General features: G+C 69.2%; 16 protein-coding genes and 1 pseudogene. 10 read left to right on the top strand and 7 right to left on the bottom strand.

Annotation, left to right across the window (positions count from 1 at the left end):
• The 6 genes and pseudogenes from ACFOMP_RS18165 to ACFOMP_RS18140 form a co-directional block, all read right to left on the bottom strand.
• Positions 1-279, bottom strand: a pseudogene (locus ACFOMP_RS18165) (hypothetical protein); the annotation flags it as partial.
• 297 nt (positions 280-576) lie between these two features.
• Positions 577-846, bottom strand: coding sequence for a 30S ribosomal protein S15 (gene rpsO, locus ACFOMP_RS18160; protein ID WP_017999129.1), 270 nt, complete (start codon positions 844-846; stop codon positions 577-579).
• A gap of 149 nt (positions 847-995) precedes the next feature.
• A complete protein-coding gene (locus ACFOMP_RS18155) occupies positions 996-1,898 on the bottom strand; it encodes a calcium-binding protein (RefSeq protein ID WP_379033184.1) in 903 nt (300 codons plus the stop codon).
• Positions 1,899-2,005: 107 nt separating this feature from the next.
• Complete coding sequence (locus ACFOMP_RS18150; protein WP_379033181.1) at positions 2,006-2,584, bottom strand: DUF1643 domain-containing protein; 579 nt, start codon at positions 2,582-2,584, stop codon at positions 2,006-2,008.
• Positions 2,520-3,173: a YggS family pyridoxal phosphate-dependent enzyme gene (locus ACFOMP_RS18145; RefSeq protein ID WP_379033178.1), complete on the bottom strand. Its 654-nt coding sequence runs from the start codon at positions 3,171-3,173 to the stop codon at positions 2,520-2,522. The genes ACFOMP_RS18150 and ACFOMP_RS18145 overlap by 65 nt, the downstream gene beginning before the upstream one ends.
• Before the next feature lie 69 nt (positions 3,174-3,242).
• A complete protein-coding gene (locus ACFOMP_RS18140) occupies positions 3,243-4,238 on the bottom strand; it encodes a porin (RefSeq protein WP_379033175.1) in 996 nt (331 codons plus the stop codon).
• Positions 4,239-4,578: 340 nt separating this feature from the next.
• Between ACFOMP_RS18140 and ACFOMP_RS18135 the strand changes: the two genes are divergently transcribed.
• From ACFOMP_RS18135 to ACFOMP_RS18115, 5 genes are all read left to right on the top strand, one after another.
• Positions 4,579-5,073, top strand: coding sequence for a DUF3576 domain-containing protein (locus ACFOMP_RS18135; RefSeq protein ID WP_289894573.1), 495 nt, complete (start codon positions 4,579-4,581; stop codon positions 5,071-5,073).
• A gap of 67 nt (positions 5,074-5,140) precedes the next feature.
• The gene (gene leuS, locus ACFOMP_RS18130) at positions 5,141-7,675 is read left to right on the top strand and encodes a leucine--tRNA ligase (RefSeq protein ID WP_379033172.1); all 2,535 of its coding nucleotides are present in this window, start codon (positions 5,141-5,143) and stop codon (positions 7,673-7,675) included.
• Positions 7,662-8,147: an LPS assembly lipoprotein LptE gene (gene lptE / locus ACFOMP_RS18125; protein ID WP_379033169.1), complete on the top strand. Its 486-nt coding sequence runs from the start codon at positions 7,662-7,664 to the stop codon at positions 8,145-8,147. The genes leuS and lptE overlap by 14 nt, the downstream gene beginning before the upstream one ends.
• A complete protein-coding gene (gene holA / locus ACFOMP_RS18120) occupies positions 8,144-9,172 on the top strand; it encodes a DNA polymerase III subunit delta (RefSeq protein WP_379033166.1) in 1,029 nt (342 codons plus the stop codon). The genes lptE and holA overlap by 4 nt, the downstream gene beginning before the upstream one ends.
• Positions 9,169-10,377: a TIGR03862 family flavoprotein gene (locus ACFOMP_RS18115; protein ID WP_379033163.1), complete on the top strand. Its 1,209-nt coding sequence runs from the start codon at positions 9,169-9,171 to the stop codon at positions 10,375-10,377. Before holA ends, ACFOMP_RS18115 begins: the two co-directional genes overlap by 4 nt.
• Here the strand turns inward: ACFOMP_RS18115 and ACFOMP_RS18110 are convergent.
• Positions 10,353-10,940, bottom strand: a complete 588-nt coding sequence (locus tag ACFOMP_RS18110; RefSeq protein WP_019352217.1) for a glutathione S-transferase family protein — start codon at positions 10,938-10,940, stop codon at positions 10,353-10,355. The genes ACFOMP_RS18115 and ACFOMP_RS18110 overlap by 25 nt on opposite strands.
• A gap of 120 nt (positions 10,941-11,060) precedes the next feature.
• On the opposite strand from ACFOMP_RS18110, the gene ACFOMP_RS18105 reads away from it, so the two are divergent.
• The 5 genes from ACFOMP_RS18105 (at position 11,061) to ACFOMP_RS18085 (ending at position 16,103) form a co-directional block, all read left to right on the top strand.
• A complete protein-coding gene (locus tag ACFOMP_RS18105; RefSeq protein ID WP_379033160.1) occupies positions 11,061-12,305 on the top strand; it encodes an MFS transporter in 1,245 nt (414 codons plus the stop codon).
• Positions 12,306-12,395: 90 nt separating this feature from the next.
• Positions 12,396-13,193, top strand: coding sequence for a 5'-nucleotidase, lipoprotein e(P4) family (locus ACFOMP_RS18100; protein ID WP_379033157.1), 798 nt, complete (start codon positions 12,396-12,398; stop codon positions 13,191-13,193).
• 81 nt (positions 13,194-13,274) lie between these two features.
• Positions 13,275-14,474, top strand: coding sequence for an MFS transporter (locus ACFOMP_RS18095; protein WP_289894579.1), 1,200 nt, complete (start codon positions 13,275-13,277; stop codon positions 14,472-14,474).
• A complete protein-coding gene (locus ACFOMP_RS18090; protein WP_379033154.1) occupies positions 14,461-15,492 on the top strand; it encodes a glycosyltransferase family 4 protein in 1,032 nt (343 codons plus the stop codon). The genes ACFOMP_RS18095 and ACFOMP_RS18090 overlap by 14 nt, the downstream gene beginning before the upstream one ends.
• A complete protein-coding gene (locus ACFOMP_RS18085; RefSeq protein ID WP_379033151.1) occupies positions 15,489-16,103 on the top strand; it encodes a glycosyltransferase family 29 protein in 615 nt (204 codons plus the stop codon). The genes ACFOMP_RS18090 and ACFOMP_RS18085 overlap by 4 nt, the downstream gene beginning before the upstream one ends.
• The last annotated feature ends 61 nt before the right edge of the window (positions 16,104-16,164 follow it).

Raw genomic sequence — 16,164 nt, 5'->3', positions numbered from 1 at the left:
CGCCGCCGCGTCCCCTGCCCCGGCGACCGCCGAAACCGCGGTTTCCGCCGCCTGCCCGGCCGGCCGGGATGTCCCGGCGACCGCCGCCGCGACGGCCTCCGGCGGGAAATCGAAAGTCGCACCGCCGCTCCGCCCGGCCGCATCCGGTCCGCCCGCCGGTGGCGGCGAGGGGGTTGCGACCCGTTCGACCGGCGGCAGCGGCGCGGGCGGGGTGGCGGGTTGCGGGGCCAGCGTGCTCAGCAGCGATCTGGTCGATTCGAGCAGGGAACCGATCGGCATTCCGCGTCTCCTTTTCATTTGCGCAGGCCAAAGCCTAGCCGGGCCCGGTCAGCGGTCCAGAAAGGAATGTCGCGCATTTTAGCGAAACGCGGTGTACGCCCGGTGTACGCGCCGTGCACGGTTTCTGCACGCCGATCACCGCCAGAATCCCAGCAATCGCCGGGTTTTCGTCGCGGGCGGCGGGGGCGGATGCCGGGGCAACGCCCGCAGCCGTTGCGCGGCATGAAAAAACGCCCGCGGCTTTCGCCGCGGGCGTGGTTCCAGCGTCAGGGGCCGCGCCTCGGCGCGGCGCGCCGGTCAGCGGCGCAGGCCCAGCTTGCCGATCAGGTCGGTATAGCGGGCTTCGTCCTTGCGCTTCAGATAGTCCAGCAGCTTGCGGCGCTGCGCGACCAGCTTCAGCAGACCACGACGCGAATGGTTGTCTTTCTTGTGGGTCTTGAAATGCTCGGTCAGCGTCGCGATGCGCGACGACAGGATGGCGACCTGCACCTCGGGCGAGCCGGTGTCGCCTTTCTTGGTGGCGAATTCGCTCATCACGCGGTTCTTTTCTTCAACCGTGATCGACATCGGGGTCTCCTTTCAGAGTCAAGGGGTTATGGCGCAGGCCGGGATGTCGTCCAGCACAGGCCCGTGGAGGAAACCGCCGGATTCGGACCGGCGGATGCGGGCGTATAGGCGGAATCCACCGCAAAGGAAAGGCTTTTCTGCCGACCCGCTCAGCCGGCCGGCGGCAGCGCCGTCAGGGTGATGTCGCCGGCCCGCAGCCCCTCGGCCGCCAGCAGCCGCGCCACCGCGACGCCATCCATGCGGATCATCGTCGCGCCCTCCGGGTCCAGTTCCAGCGTAAGCTGCGGCACGCTGCCATCGCCCGGATCGGGATAGCGCAGCTCGATCCGGTCCTCGGCCTGGTTGAAATCGCCGATCACCGGCACGGTCTCGCCCGGCTCCTCCAGCGCCGGGTCCGCCGGGCCGATCAGGAACAGATCCTCGCCCTCGCCGCCCTCGGCGAAATCGCCCGCCCCGGCGATCAGCGTGTCCTGGCCCGCCCCGCCATGCAGCCAGGCCGCATCCGGCCGTGCCGAGCCGGTCAGCAGATCGTCGCCCGCGCCGCCATCCAGGTCATCGGTGCCGCTGCCAGCGACCAGAGTGTCATGGCCGGAATTGCCGGTGATCCAATCGTCGCCCGCGCCGCCGGTCAGGGAATCGTCGCCCTCGCCGCCGAAAATCGTGTCGTTCCCGGCCTGGCCATGCAGCGTATCGTTGCCGCCCTGCCCGGCCAGGGAATCGTCGCCCGCGCCGCCCGCGATCAGATCGGCGCCGCTGGGTCCGTAATCGCCGTCGCCATAGATCCAGTCGGTGCCGTCGCCGCCCAGCAGGGTATCGTCGCCCTGCCCGCCATGCAGGTCGTCATTGCCGCCATGGCCGGTCAGCGCATCGTCGCCTTCGCCCCCGGCCAGCCAATCGTCGCCCTCGGTGCCGTCCAGCGCCGCGCCTTCGGCATCGTCGCCGTCTTCGGGCTCCACCGGGGTGGGATTGTCCGGGTTGTCGGGATCGTCCTCTTCGGCCGGACGGGTCAGCGAGGTCACATCGATCGCCAGACCCGCAAACAGCAAGCTCATCACACTGGCCAGCAGCAACATGACATCACCAAACACGAATCACACAACCCTTGCGGGCAGATTATCCCGCCGCCCACCCCTTGGCATCCTCTTTTGTTAAGAGAGGGTTAACGCCACTCGACCGGCGCCAGGGCGCGCGGCCGATAAAGCGGATGCCGCGGCGCGCCGGATTTCGTCAACCCCAGATGGAGAAGCGGCCGCCCAAGGCTGCGCAGCATCGCCTCGACCGCGCGATCCCGGTCCTGCAGCTTGCCGTCGGCGCCCCAGGCGCAAAGCACCAGGTCGGCCCAAAGCGCGGCGCGGCGGATGGTGGCGTCGTTGCCGGCGCCGACCGGATCCGCGGCGGCCCGCAGCTCGTGCGGGAAGGTCGCGCGCCAGGCGAACAGGTTCACGATGCGCAGGGCGCCCATGCCCATGTCGCGCGCCCGGATCTCGCAGCGGGCGATGGTCGGATCGTTGCGGCGCTGGTCGGCGGTCGAGGGGTTCAGCATCACCACCGCCAGCCGGCCGCCCGTCCCCCATTGCCGGGTCAGCGCATAGCGATAGCGCCCGCAGGCCGAGAAGACGGCGCTGGAGCGCTTCTCGCCGTCGCGGTGCCGGCGGGTGATGCGCCCGGCCGCGTCAGCTATAGTCGCGCGCCCCGAAGATCGCGCTGCCGACCCGGATATGGGTGGCGCCCTCGGCAATCGCCGTCTCGAAATCGGCGCTCATGCCCATGGAAAGGCCGGCAAGGCCGTTGCGGGCCGCGATCCCGCGCAGGGCGCGGAAATGCGGCACCGGATCCTGATTCTCGGGCGGGATGCACATCAGGCCGGAAAGCACCAGGTCCAGCGCCTGGCAATCGGCGATGAAGGCATCGGCCTCGTCCGGCAGGATGCCGGCCTTTTGCGGCTCGGCGCCGGTGTTCACCTGCACGAAAAGCTGCGGACAGCGCCCGGCGCCCTGCACCTGCCGCGCCAGCTTCTGCGCCAGCGAGGGGCGGTCGAGCGTGTGGATGGCGTCGAAAAGCTCAAGCGCCGGTTTCAGCTTGTTGGTCTGCAGCGGACCGATCATGTGCAACTCGACCCCCGGGAAACGCGCGCGCCAGGCAGGCCATTTGGCCCCGGCCTCCTGCACGTAATTCTCGCCGAAGACGCGATGGCCGGCGGCCAGCACGGCCTCGACCCGCTCGGGCGGCTGCACCTTGCTGACGGCGATCAGCGTGACGCTGCCGGCGGGACGGCCAGCGGCGGATTCGGCCGCGGCGATGCGGCGCCTGATGTCATCCAGTTCCATGGCGCATGGATCCCAAAAGAAAAGAGCGGGCGCAAGGCCCGCTCTTTCCTTGTTGCTTGTCCTGACGGATCAGAACGAGAACTTGATGCCCATGTCGGCAACGGTGTCCTCGAGGTAGTCCGAGTCGATGATGCCGCCGGCCAGAACGGCACCGCCGCCCAGGTCGTATTCGGCGCCGATGCCGAAAGCATCGAACTTCTCGCTGTCGCCACCGAACAGGTCGTACTTGTCCTGGCGCCAGAAGCCTTCGACCAGGATCGCGTCCATCTGGTAGGAAGCGCCCAGACCGGCGGTGTACTTCATCTCGTCCAGACCGAAGAAGCGATCTTCATAGGAGAGGTAGACACCTTTGACGGCGAAGTTGTTGAACGAACCTTCAGCGCCCAGGCCGATTTCGCTGGCATCGCCCCATTTCGAGTAGGACAGCGAGGCCCAGAAGTTCGAGCCTTCGTACTTCGCGGCGACCGAGTAGGCGGTGTCGGATTCGACATCGTCACCCGCAACGTTGCAGGTCGCGTCGTAACCGACGACGGCGCCGACGCCGCACTGGCGGTTGTCCGAACCGTCGCTGGCCGAAGCGAAGAGCGAGATGTTGTTGATGGTGTATTCGTACAGGATCGACGGACCCTGATCTTCGTTCTCGCCGTCGCCGGTCAGGAACCACAGCTCTTCAATGTCGCCACTGAATTCGCCGTCGGTGTAGCCGATTTCATACAGGTCGCCGATGGCGGCTTCCGAAGCCGAGACCACGTCGCCCATCGACAGTTTGCCGTAGGTGCCCGAGATCCAGACCGAACCGGCGGTGCCGCGAGCGGCCGAACGTTCGGTAGCGCCGTTACCAGCGGTGTAGTCGCTTTCCTGGTCGACGCGGAACGCACCGCCGAAGGACAGGCCGGCATCCGATTCACCGGTCAGGGTGAATTTCACGCGGGCGCGGCTCGAGAACTGCACGTCGTTGCCGTCATAGATCATACCCATGCGGCCGTCGCCCGACACGGCGACTTCGGCTGCAGCGACGCCGGCCGTCATGACCAGGGCGCTGGTGGCGAAAAGAACCTTTTTCATGGTTTTCCCTCTTGTCTCTCTCGTGTGCCCCACCCCGGCAGGCCGGCTTGGGGTATGATGGTTGTGTCGCGCTTTCACCCCGGCAATGCAACGGAATCGCATCGGCTTAACCTGTTTCGGCCCCTCTGTGATGCACATGGGCCACACCCCCGTTGCAGGGCCGAAGCGCGGCGAAAGCCCGGACGGCAAAACCCGGATTTCGCCGCCTTGCGCGCGCGAGCCTTATCATACCGGCAAAGCCGTATCGGCAAAAAGCCCCGGCCGCGGCGGGCCGGCCTCTCTTGTCGCAAGGGGCGGAATTGCGCTATGGCTCGCGCAAGGACGATCCGGGGGACATCAAATGACCAGACGCGCCGCACGGCTGACCGCCGCCCTGCTTATCTCGGCCGGGCTTGCCGCATGTTCGGGCGGCGGCTCGGGCTCGGCCGGATCCGCGACCTCGGCGCCGGGCGGGAACCGGCAGGCCCAGGCCGCACAGCCGCAACGGCAATCGACGTTTTGGGACCTGTTCTCGAATCGCCGCAGCTCGAACGACACCGTGGCGGTGAACAAGTATCTGTGGAACGCCAGCCTGGAAGTGCTGAACTTCCTGCCGATCCAGTCCATCGACCCGTTCACCGGCGTGATCGTCACCGGCTACGGCACGCCGCCCGGCGGCGGCCGCGCCTATCGCGCCACGGTCAAGATCAGCGATCCGTCGCTGGACGCCCGGGCGCTGAAGCTGTCGCTGCAGGGCGCCGGCGGCGCAGCGGTGGCGCCCGACACGGCGCGCGCGGTCGAGGATGCGATCCTGACCCGGGCCCGGCAGCTGCGGGTGCGCGACGGCCAGCTCTAGACCCCGCTGGACCTGCACCGGGCAAGCGGCTAATACCCTGCGGGCAATCTGACGCCCGGAGGTTCCCATGCCCTATGATCCCGCAATCAGCGAACCGCGCTGGCAAAAGGCGTGGGACCAGGCCGACACGTTCCGCGCGGTGCGGGACGAGCGGCCCAAATATTACGTCCTGGAAATGTTCCCCTATCCTTCGGGGCGCATCCATATGGGCCATGTCCGCAATTACACGATGGGCGACGTGGTGGCCCGCTTCAAACGCGCGCAGGGCTTTTCGGTGCTGCACCCGATGGGCTGGGACGCCTTCGGCATGCCGGCCGAGAACGCCGCGATGGAGCAGGGCGGCCATCCGCGCGACTGGACCTATGGCAATATCGCCACCATGCGCGGCCAGCTGAAGCCCTTGGGCCTGTCCATCGACTGGAGCCGCGAATTCGCCACCTGCGACGATGCCTATGTGGCCCAGCAGCAGGCGCTGTTCCTGGACATGCTGGACGCCGGGCTGATCACCCGCAAGTCGGCGCAGGTGAACTGGGATCCGGTCGACATGACGGTTCTGGCCAACGAGCAGGTAATCGACGGCAAGGGCTGGCGATCCGGCGCCGCGGTCGAGCGCAAGGAGCTGACGCAGTGGTTCTTCAAGATCTCGGACTACTCGGACGAGCTGCTGACCGCGCTGGACGGGCTGGACGGCTGGCCGGAAAAGGTGCGGCTGATGCAGGCGAACTGGATCGGCAAGTCGCGCGGGCTGCAGTTCCGCTTTGACACCGTCGACCTGCCGGATTTCCCGCAGATCGAGGTCTATACCACCCGGCCCGACACGCTGATGGGCGCGAGCTTCGTGGCGCTGTCGCCGGACCACCCGCTGGCCAAGGCGCTGGCGGCTTCGGACCCGACAGTCGCGGCTTTTGTCGAAGAATGCCGCAAGATCGGCACCACCGAGGAAGCCATCGAGACCGCGCCGAAGCTGGGCTTCGACACCGGCCTGACCGTGCGCCACCCGCTGGACCCGGATTGGCAACTGCCGATCTGGATCGCGAATTTCGTGCTGATGGATTACGGCACCGGCGCGATCTTCGGCTCTCCGGCGCATGACGAGCGCGACCACGAGTTTGCGACGAAATACGGGCTGCCGATCCGCGCCACCTTCGGCGACAAGGGCATGACGCTGGAACAGGCCGATGCGCTTGTGGCGAAAGCGCCCTTTGTGCCGCTGAAATCCGACACCGTGAGCTATGTGCGCGGCTTTGCCGGCCCGGCCGACCAGACCGGCGAGGCGGCGGTGGATGCCGCCATCGCCCATGCCGAGGCCAAGGGCTATGGCGAGGGCGTGACGAGATTCCGGCTGCGCGACTGGGGCATCTCGCGGCAGCGCTATTGGGGCTGCCCGATTCCCGTGGTGCATTGCGAAAACTGCGGCACCGTGCCCGAGGCCAAGGCGAACCTGCCGGTGCTGCTGCCGCAGGACGTCAGCTTCGACGTGCCCGGCAACCCGCTGGACCGCCACCCGACCTGGCGCAACGCCGCCTGCCCGCAATGCGGCGGCCCGGCCCGGCGCGAGACCGACACCATGGACACCTTCGTCGATTCGTCCTGGTATTACGCCCGCTTCACCTCGCCCCATGCCGCGGTACCGACCGACCGGCCCGAGACCGACTACTGGATGAACGTGGACCAGTATATCGGCGGCATCGAGCACGCGATCCTGCACCTGCTCTATTCGCGCTTCTTCGCCCGGGCGATGGTCAAGACCGGCCACCTGCCCGAAAGCGCCAAGGAGCCGTTCGACGCGCTGTTCACCCAGGGCATGGTCACGCACGAAATCTACATGACCCGCGACGCGCGCGGCCGCCCGGTCTATCACCTGCCCGAGGACGTGACCGACGGCAAGCTGGCCGACGGCACCGCGGTCGAGATCATCCCCTCGGCCAAGATGTCGAAATCCAAGAAGAACGTCGTCGATCCGGTGAACATCGTCGCCAATTTCGGCGCCGACACCGCGCGCTGGTTCATGCTTTCGGACAGCCCGCCCGAGCGCGACGTGGAATGGACCGCCGCCGGGGCCGAGGCCGCGAATCGCTTCCTCGCCCGGGTCTGGCGGCTGGCCGACGAGATCCCCGAGGGCGGCGACGACCCCGATCTGCTGCGCGCCGCGCATCGCGCCATCGACGAGGTGACGAAATCCATCGAGGGCTTCGCCTTCAACAAGGCCGTAGCCAAGCTCTACGAGCTGGCGAACGCCATCGGCAAGTCGGGCGCAGGCGGCGAAAGCCGGGGCGCGGCGCTGCGCATCCTCGCTCAGCTTCTGGCGCCGATGGTGCCGCATCTGGCCGAGGAGGTCTGGGCCAAGGCCGGTGGCCAGGGCATGGTGGTCGATGCCGCCTGGCCCAAGGCGGATCCGGCGCTGCTGGTCTCGGATTCGGTGGTGCTGCCGATCCAGATCAACGGCAAGCGCCGGGCCGAGATCGAGGTGCCCAAGGACATGCCCAAGGAAGAGATCGAGGCCATCGTGCTGGCCGACGAGACCGTGCAGCGCTTCATGGAGGGGCAGGCGCCCAAGAAGCTGATCGTGGTGCCGGGGCGGATCGTCAATGTCGTGGTCTAGGCGCAGCGTGCTCCTGGCCGGGCTGGCGCTGGCCGCCTGCGGCTTCTCGCCGGTCTACGGGCCGGACGGCACCGGAGCCCGGCTTTTCGGCCAGATCCGCACCGCCGATCCGCGCACGCCCGACGATTTCAGCTTCGCCGGCCGCATCGCCGAGCGGCTGGGCCCCGAGGCCGAGGCGCGCTTCCTGCTCGACTATCGGCTGCGCATCGCCGTGGTGCCGCAGGCGATCACCCCGGACGAGGTGACGACGCGCTATGCGCTGAACGGCACCGCCGAATTCACCCTGACCGAGGCCGCGACCGGCCGCGAGGTGACGCGCGGACAGGTCAGCAGCTTCACCTCCTATTCCACCACCGGCACCACCATCGCCACCATGGCCGCCGAACAGGACGCGCATGAGCGGCTGGCGCGGATGCTGGCCGACCAGGTGGTGACGCGGCTGATCGCCGTGGACCCGGCCGCTGTTCCATGATCCTGAAGGGCGCCGAGATCGGACGCTACCTGGCGCGGCCCGATCCGACGCGGCCGGCGCTGCTGATCCATGGCCAGGACGCCATGCGCGTGGCGCTGAAGCGGGCCGAGGCGGTCAAGGCGCTGGTCGGACCCGGCGCCGAGGAGGAGATGCGCCTGACCCGCATCCCCGGCGCCGATCTGCGCAAGGATCCGGCGGCGCTGCTGGATGCGGTGAAAGCGGTGGGCTTCTTTCCCGGCCAGCGCGTGGTGCTGGTTGACGACGCGTCGGACGCCGCGGCGCCCGCCATCGCTGCGGCCATCGCGGAATGGAAAAGCGGCGATGCGGTGGTCGTGGTGGCGGCCGGCGGGCTCGGCAAGTCCTCGGCGCTGCGCAAGCTCTTCGAGCCGCATCCCGCCGCCGTGGCCGCGCCGATCTATGACGACCCGCCCGGCGAGGAGGAGATCGGCCGCTGGCTGCATGACGCCGGCCTGCGCGAGGTGCCGCGCGACGCGATGCGCGACCTGATGGCGCTGTCGCGCGCGCTGGACCCCGGCGATTTCCGCCAGACGGTGGCAAAGATCGGGCTTTACAAGCATGGCGACCCGGCGCCGCTGACCCCGGCCGAGATCGCCGCGCTGGCGCCCGCCACCATCGAGGCCGAGGTCGACGAGCTGATCGACTGCGTGGCCGAGGGCCGGGCGCGCGAATTCGCCACGCTGATGCGGCGCATCGAGGGGCAGGGCATCGCGCCGGTGACGCTCTGCATCGCGGCGCTGCGGCATTTCCGGGCGCTGCATGCCGGGGCCTCGGACCCCGGCGGGCCGGGTGCGGGGTTTTCGCGGCTGCGGCCGCCGGTTTTCGGTCCGCGCCGCGACCGGATGATCCGGCAGGCCCAGGACTGGGGCATGCGGGCGCTGGAGGACGCCATCCACCAGCTGATCGAGACCGACCTGGTGCTGCGCTCCTCCTCGCGGGCGCCGGCCATGGCGCTGATGGAGCGGATGCTGCTGCGGCTGTGCATGATGCCGCGGGGCGGGCGGTGAGCGAGGCGGTCGAGGCGCTGGTGATCGGCGCCGGGCCGGCCGGGCTGATGGCCGCCGAGGCGCTGGCCGGGCAGGGCGCGCGGGTGGTTCTGGCCGAAGCCATGCCGACCCCGGCGCGCAAGTTCCTGATGGCGGGGAAATCCGGGCTGAACCTGACGCGGGACGAGCCGCGCGCCGCCTTCTTCGCGCATTATGGGGGCGCTGCCCCCGGCCTTCGGCCTGCCCCGGGGGATTTGGAAAACGGTGAAATGGGGCCGGCCGAGGTCATGGCCTGGGCGCGCGGGCTGGGGGTGGAGCTGTTCGTGGGCTCGACGGGGCGGGTGTTTCCCGTCGGCATGAAGGCCTCGCCGCTGCTCAGGGCCTGGCTGGCGCGGCTGGCCGGGCTGGGGGTCGGGCTACGGACGCGCTGGCGCTGGAGCGGCTTTGACGGCGACGACTGGCGCTTCGAGGCGCCGGGCGGGATCGAGCGCCTGCGCCCGCAGGTCGTGGTGCTGGCGCTGGGAGGGGCGAGCTGGCCGGGGCTGGGTTCGGACGCGGCCTGGGTGCCGTGGCTTCGCGACAGGGGCGTCGCGGTGGTGCCGTTCCGACCGGCGAACATGGGCTTCCGAGTCGCCTGGTCGGCGGAGATGGCGCGGCATTTCGGCCAGGCGGTGAAGGGCGTGGCGCTGCAGGTCGCGGGCCGGGTCGGACGCGGCGAATGGGTGATCAGCGCCGCCGGGGTCGAGGGCGGCGGGATCTACGAGGTCGCGGCGGCGATGCGCGACGGGGCCGAGGCTTTCGTCGATCTGGCCCCGGATGTCGCGCCGGAGGAGTTGGCGCGGCGCTTCGCCCGGGTCCCGGCCAGGCTCTCGGTCGGCAACCGGCTGCGGCGGGTGCTGGGCGATCCGGTCCGGGCGGCGCTGCTGCTGGAATGGGGCCGGCCGCTGCCCGCCGAACCCGCGCGGCTGGCGGCGCGCGCCAAGGCGCTGCGGCTGCGGCACGAGGGGCCGATGGCGATCGAGCGGGCGATTTCCTCGGCCGGCGGCATCGCCGCCGACAGCCTGAGCGCGGCGCTGGAGCTGAAGGCGCTGCCCGGGGTCTTTGCCGCCGGCGAGATGCTGGACTGGGAGGCGCCGACCGGCGGCTATCTGCTGACCGGCTGCCTTGCCACCGGGCGCCGGGCCGGCCGGGGCGCCGCCGCCTATCTGGCCGCGGCGCGCAGATAGGCCGGGCGGGCGCGCATGCGGTCCAGATAATCGGTCAGCCGGTGCTCGGTGATCGGGAAGCGCGCCGTCAGCGCCCAGGTCAGGCAATGCGCCAGGATGATGTCGGGCACCGTCATGTGCTCGCCCATCAGAAAGCCGCCATCGGCCATGCGATGCACCAGGGTGCGCTGGCTGCGCTCGAATTCCCAGCGCAGGGTGTTCTTGATCGCCGCCAGCCGCATCTCCTCGGGCAGCACGAAGCTGTGGCGCGCCGCCAGCCACAGGGCGGCGTCGAACTCGTCCAGCACGAATTGCGTCAGGCTGTCCTGCCGCGCCCGGTCCAGCGTTCCGGCCGGATGGGTCAGCGCCCCGTGCTTGTCGGCGAGATAGGTCAGGATGGCGGTGGAATCGGTGATCGGCGTGCCGTCCACGATCAGCACCGGCACCTTGCCCGCCGGGTTGAAGGGCGTCACCCGCTCGCTATGCGGGTTGACCGGCACATGCTCATAGGGCTGGCCCAGTTCCTCGAGCAACCAGAGCACCCGCATGGCGCGGCTGCGTGCAGTTCCAATGACCTGATACATGGACAGCCCCTTGCGGTTGACGAGGCCAAGGCTAGCGCCCGGCCGCGCCCCGCGCAATGAGCGCCATTGACGCCGCCTGCACCCCGGCGCAGGAATGGCCGGCCGGAGAGAGGAAAAGCCATGTCCGCCAGCACACGCGCGCCGCTGTTCACCGCCGTCCTGGTCGGCGGCTCGATCATCCTGCTGATCAATTTCGCCCTGCGCGCCAGTTTCGGCGTCTTCCAGATCCCCATCGCGCAGGAATTCGGCTGGCCGCGCTCCGAGTTCAGCCTGGCCATCGCCATCCAGAACCTGGCCTGGGGCATCGGCCAGCCGATCTTCGGCGCACTGGCCGAGCGCTGGGGCGACCGCTGGTCGGTGATCATCGGCGCCTTCCTCTATTCCGCCGGGCTGATCCTGACCGGCTATGCCACGGACCCGCTGACCGTGCAGCTTCTGGAGGTGATCGTCGGCTTCGGCATCGCCGGCACCGGCTTCGGCGTCATCCTGGCGGTGATCGGCCGCGCCGCCAGCGACGAGAACCGCAGCCTGGCGCTGGGGATCGGCACCGCCGCCGGCTCGGCCGGGCAGGTCTTCGGCGCGCCCCTGGCCGAGGTGCTGCTGATGCATTACCCGTGGCAGAGCGTGTTCGTCATCTTCGGGGTGATCGTGCTGGCCTGCCTGTTCTTCCTGCCCATGCTGGGCGGCGGCAAGCCCGCCAGCCGCGGCGAGCTGGAAGAGAGCATGGGCTCGGTGCTGAAGCGGGCCTTCACCGATCCCTCCTATCTGATGATCTTCGCCGGGTTTTTTTCCTGCGGCTACCAGCTCGCGTTCATCACTGCGCATTTCCCCGCCATGGTGACCGAGATGTGCGGGCCGATCAGCCCGATGGGCACCCTGGCCAGCATCGGCATCACCACCACCTCGGCGCTTGGCGCCGCCGCCATCTCGCTGATCGGGCTGGCGAATATCGCCGGGGCGATCTTCGCCGGCTGGCTGGGCAAGCGCTATACCAAGAAATACCTGCTGGCCGGGATCTATACGCTGCGCACCATCGCCGCCGCCGCCTTCATCCTGACGCCGATCACCCCGACCACGGTCATCGTGTTCTCGCTGGTCATGGGCGGGCTGTGGCTGGCCACCGTGCCGCTGACCTCGGGCCTGGTCGCCTATATCTACGGGCTGCGCTACATGGGCACGCTTTACGGCTTCGTGTTCCTGAGCCACCAGCTCGGCTCGTTCCTGGGCGTCTGGCTGGGCGGCAAGATGTATGACGTCTACGGCGACTACACGCTGGTCTGGTGGGTGGGCGTCGGCGTCGGCGCCTTCAGCGCCTTGATCCACCTGCCGGTGCGCGAGGCGCCCTCGCGGCTGGCCGCCGGCTGATCCGCCGGTTTTTGTTTGACCGGTCAATCAACAAACCCTAGCCTTCCCGGTCAGGCGCAGAACGCGCCGACACATAACGGGGAGAATTCCATGTTCCACAACCGCCTTGCCCGCCGCCTGATGCTGGGCCTGACCGCCTCGGCCCTGCTGGCGCCCGACCTGACCGCGACCGCCGCGCTGGCCCAGGACGCCGCGCAGATGCCGCAGTGCCAGGTCCGCGAGTTCGCCATGGGCCTGCGCTACCAGCAGCAATCGGCCGAGGTCCGGGCATTGCAACTGCAGGCCTATGCGCTGGCCAAGGCCAATCTGCAGGCGGCGATCGCCAAGGCCGAGGATCCCGCGAAACTGGCCGTGGTCACCGACCTGGACGAGACGGCGATCGACAATACCCCGCTGCTGGTCCGCGACATGCGGGAATGCCATGTCTACGACACCTGGGACACCTGGGGCGACTGGGAGCTGCACGGCAAGCCGAACGCCATCCCCGGCGCGCTGGAGTTCTTCGACTTCGCCGACAAGGCCGGGGTGGCGATCTATTACGTCTCGGACCGTTTCGGCGAGCCCGAGAACAAGGCCGCGACCATCGCCACGCTGAAGGAGCTGGGCTTCCCGCAGGTCTCGGACGATCATGTGCTGCTTTACGGCACCTCGAAGGTCGAGCGGCGGGCGGTGGTGGCCAAGGATCACCAGATCGTGCTGCTGCTGGGCGACACGCTGCATGATTTCGACGGCGCCTTCCACAAGGCGGCGACCGAGGCGAAGCGCGCCGCGGTGGACGAGAACGCCGCGCATTTCGGCGCCGACTGGATCGTCTTCCCCAACGCCACCTATGGCGAGTGGAGCGAGGCGCCGCTGGCCGCCTGGGACGCGGCGCTGAAGGTCGAGTGACGGGCAGGCCGGGGGCTGACCCCGGCTTGCACTTTCCGGCGGCCTGACGCAGCTTTCGCCCGCAAGGGGGACGGGAAAAGTATGCGCTGGATCATGTCGCCGGGACTGATGTCCCTCGTGCTGGGCTATGCGCTCAGCCAGTTCTACCGGGCCTTCCTGGCGGTGCTTTCGCCGACGCTGCATGCCGAGCTGGGGGCGGGGCCGGCCGATCTGGCGCTGTCCTCGGGGCTCTGGTACATCGCCTTCGCCGCCATGCAGCTGCCGGTCGGCTGGGCGCTGGACCGCTTCGGCCCGCGCGAGGCGGTGTCGGTCCTGCTGGCCGTGGGCGGCGCCGGCGGCGCGCTGGTTTTCGCGCTGGCCCAGGCGCCCTGGCACATCCATGTCGCCATGGCACTGCTGGGCATCGGCTGCGCGCCGGTGATGATGGGCAGCTTCTTCATCTTCGCCCGCACCCTGCCGCCCGCTTCGATGAGCGCGGCGGGCGGCGCGGTGGTCGGGCTCGGTTCGCTCGGCAACATGCTGGGCGCGGCGCCGCTGGTCTGGATCATCGACCAGACCGGCTGGCGCGAGGCCCTGGGCGGCCTGGCGCTCATTACCCTGGCGGTGTCGCTGGCGATCTTCGCCATCGTCCGCAACCCGGCCAGCCCGGCCGGCAAGCTGCCGCCGGCGCGGCTGCGCGACCTGCTGGCGGTGCGCGAGCTGCGCTGCATCCTGCCGCTGATGGGCGTGACCTATGCCGCCTCGGCCTGCATCCGCGGGCTCTGGGCCGGGCCCTATCTGGCCGAGGTGTTCGGCGCCAGCGACTATCGCATCGGCTGGGTGACGCTGGGCATGGGGCTGGCGATGGTGACGGCCAACCTGTCGGTGGGCCGGGTGGTGCGGCTGATCGGCTCGGACAAGCGCACCTCGGTGGCGAACACGCTGCTGCTTTGCGCGGTGCTGGCGACGCTGTGGCTGGCGCCGGGGGCCAGCCTGTGGCTCTCCTCGGTGCTGCTGGTCATGGTCTGCATCTCGGACAGCTCCTATTCGCTGATCATGTCGCATGGCCGGGTCTACCTGCCGCATCATCTGGTGGGGCGCGGCATCACCTTCATGAACATGGTCTCGATCTCGGGCGTGGGGATCATGCAATTCCTGTCGCGGCCGGTCTATCTGCAAACCTCGGCCGCGCATCCGCCGGCGCAGGCCTATGGTTACATTTTCCTGTTCTTCCTGATACCTCTGGCCATCGGATTGGTGTTCTACCTGTTCAGCCCCGAGGATCGTCATGCCGGATATTGAAGTCGTCGCGCCGAACCTGAAACGCCGCCTGTCGGGGGTGACGGCGACCGTGGTGCGGCTGATCCCGGTGCAGGCGCGCATGATCGGCATCGTCGCCACCGGGCCGGGCCTGCCGCCCGCGCTGCCGCATATCCCGCTGGCCCGCGCCGCGACCCTGCCACGCGACCGCTGGCGGGTCTGGCACGCGCGCCGCAATACCGAAATGGCGCTGGGGCTGATCCTGCGCCGCATCCTGCGGCGAAAATACAAAATGTTGTTTACGTCGGCGGCTCAAAGACAACATACGGGGTTCACCCGCTGGCTGATCCGCCAACAGGACGCGCTGATCGCCACCTCGCCCCAAGCCGCCAGCTACCTGGAGCGGCCGGCGACGGTGATCCTGCACGGCGTGGACCTGTCGGTCTTTCACCCCGCATCCGACCGCGAGGCGCTGCGGGCGGGGTTGGGCTTTGCGCCGGACGACATCGTCATCGGCTGTTTCGGCCGCATCCGGGCGCAGAAGGGCGTGGACCTGCTGGTCGAGGCCGCGCTGCGCCTGTTTCCGCAGCGCCCCCGCGCGAAGCTGATCTTCACCGGCCGCGTCACCCCGGACAACCAGGCCTTCTTCGACGCGCAACAGGCGCGGATCGCCGCGGCCGGCCTGTCGGACCGCATCCGCTTCCTGGGCGAGATCCCGTGGGAGCAGGTGGTGCGCACCTATCAGGCGCTGGACCTGTTCGCCGCCCCGGCGCGCTGGGAGGGCTTCGGCCTGACCCCGCTGGAAGCCATGGCCTGCGGCGTCCCCGTGGTCGCCGCCCGCGTCGGCGCCTATGAGACGCTGATCCGCGACGGCGAAACCGGCAACCTGGTGGCGCGCGACGACGCCGAGGCGCTGGCGGCGGCGCTGGCGTGCTGGCTCGACGACGATGCCGGCCGCCGGGCGGCGGGGCAGGCGGCCCGCGCCCATGTCGAGGCCAACCACGCCATCGAGGCCGAGGCCCGCGCCATCGTCGAGGTTTATCGCAGGCTGCTGGCGTGACCCGGTCGGGTTTCCTGATCGCGCGGACCCTGCGGAACGATGCCGCGCTGCAACGGCTGTCCATGCCGCAGGCGGCGATCCTCGACGCGCTGGCCGGCAAGCGCATCGCCCTGATCGGCAATGCCAGGGCACTGGCCGAGACCCGGCATGGTGCCGAAATCGACGCGGCCGACCTGGTGATCCGCATCAACCGCGCGCCGATGCCCGCGGCCGAAAGCCACGGCACCCGCACCGACTGGCTGGCGCTGGCGACGCGCCTGCCCGATGCCGACCGCGCCCGCATCGCCCCGGATCGCATCCTGTGGATGTCGCCCAAACGCAAGCGGCTGGACTGGCGCACGGCGACCAGTCCCGGCTTCTACCTGCACCCGCTGGCCGATTATCGGGCGCTGATGCTCCGGCTGGGCGCCCCGCCCACCACCGGCGCGATGATGATCGACCTGATCGCGCGCTCGGACATGGCCCGGCTGGACCTTTACGGCTTCGATTTCTTCGCCTCGCTGTCGCTGTCCGGTCGGCGAACCGCCGAACAGGTTCCCCATGATTTTACAGGGGAATCCCGCTGGGTTCGGGAGCTGGAGCTGGCAGATCGCCGGATCCACCGGCATTAAGCCGAAATTTCGCTATATCATCAGGCGTTTCGCCGAAATCTCGCTTTCCCTTTCCGGGGAA

This window comes from Paracoccus simplex, from assembly GCF_042648325.1.
In the GTDB taxonomy this organism is placed as follows: Bacteria; Pseudomonadota; Alphaproteobacteria; order Rhodobacterales; family Rhodobacteraceae; genus Paracoccus; species Paracoccus simplex.
This window is presented reverse-complemented; position numbering and strand designations above follow the sequence as displayed.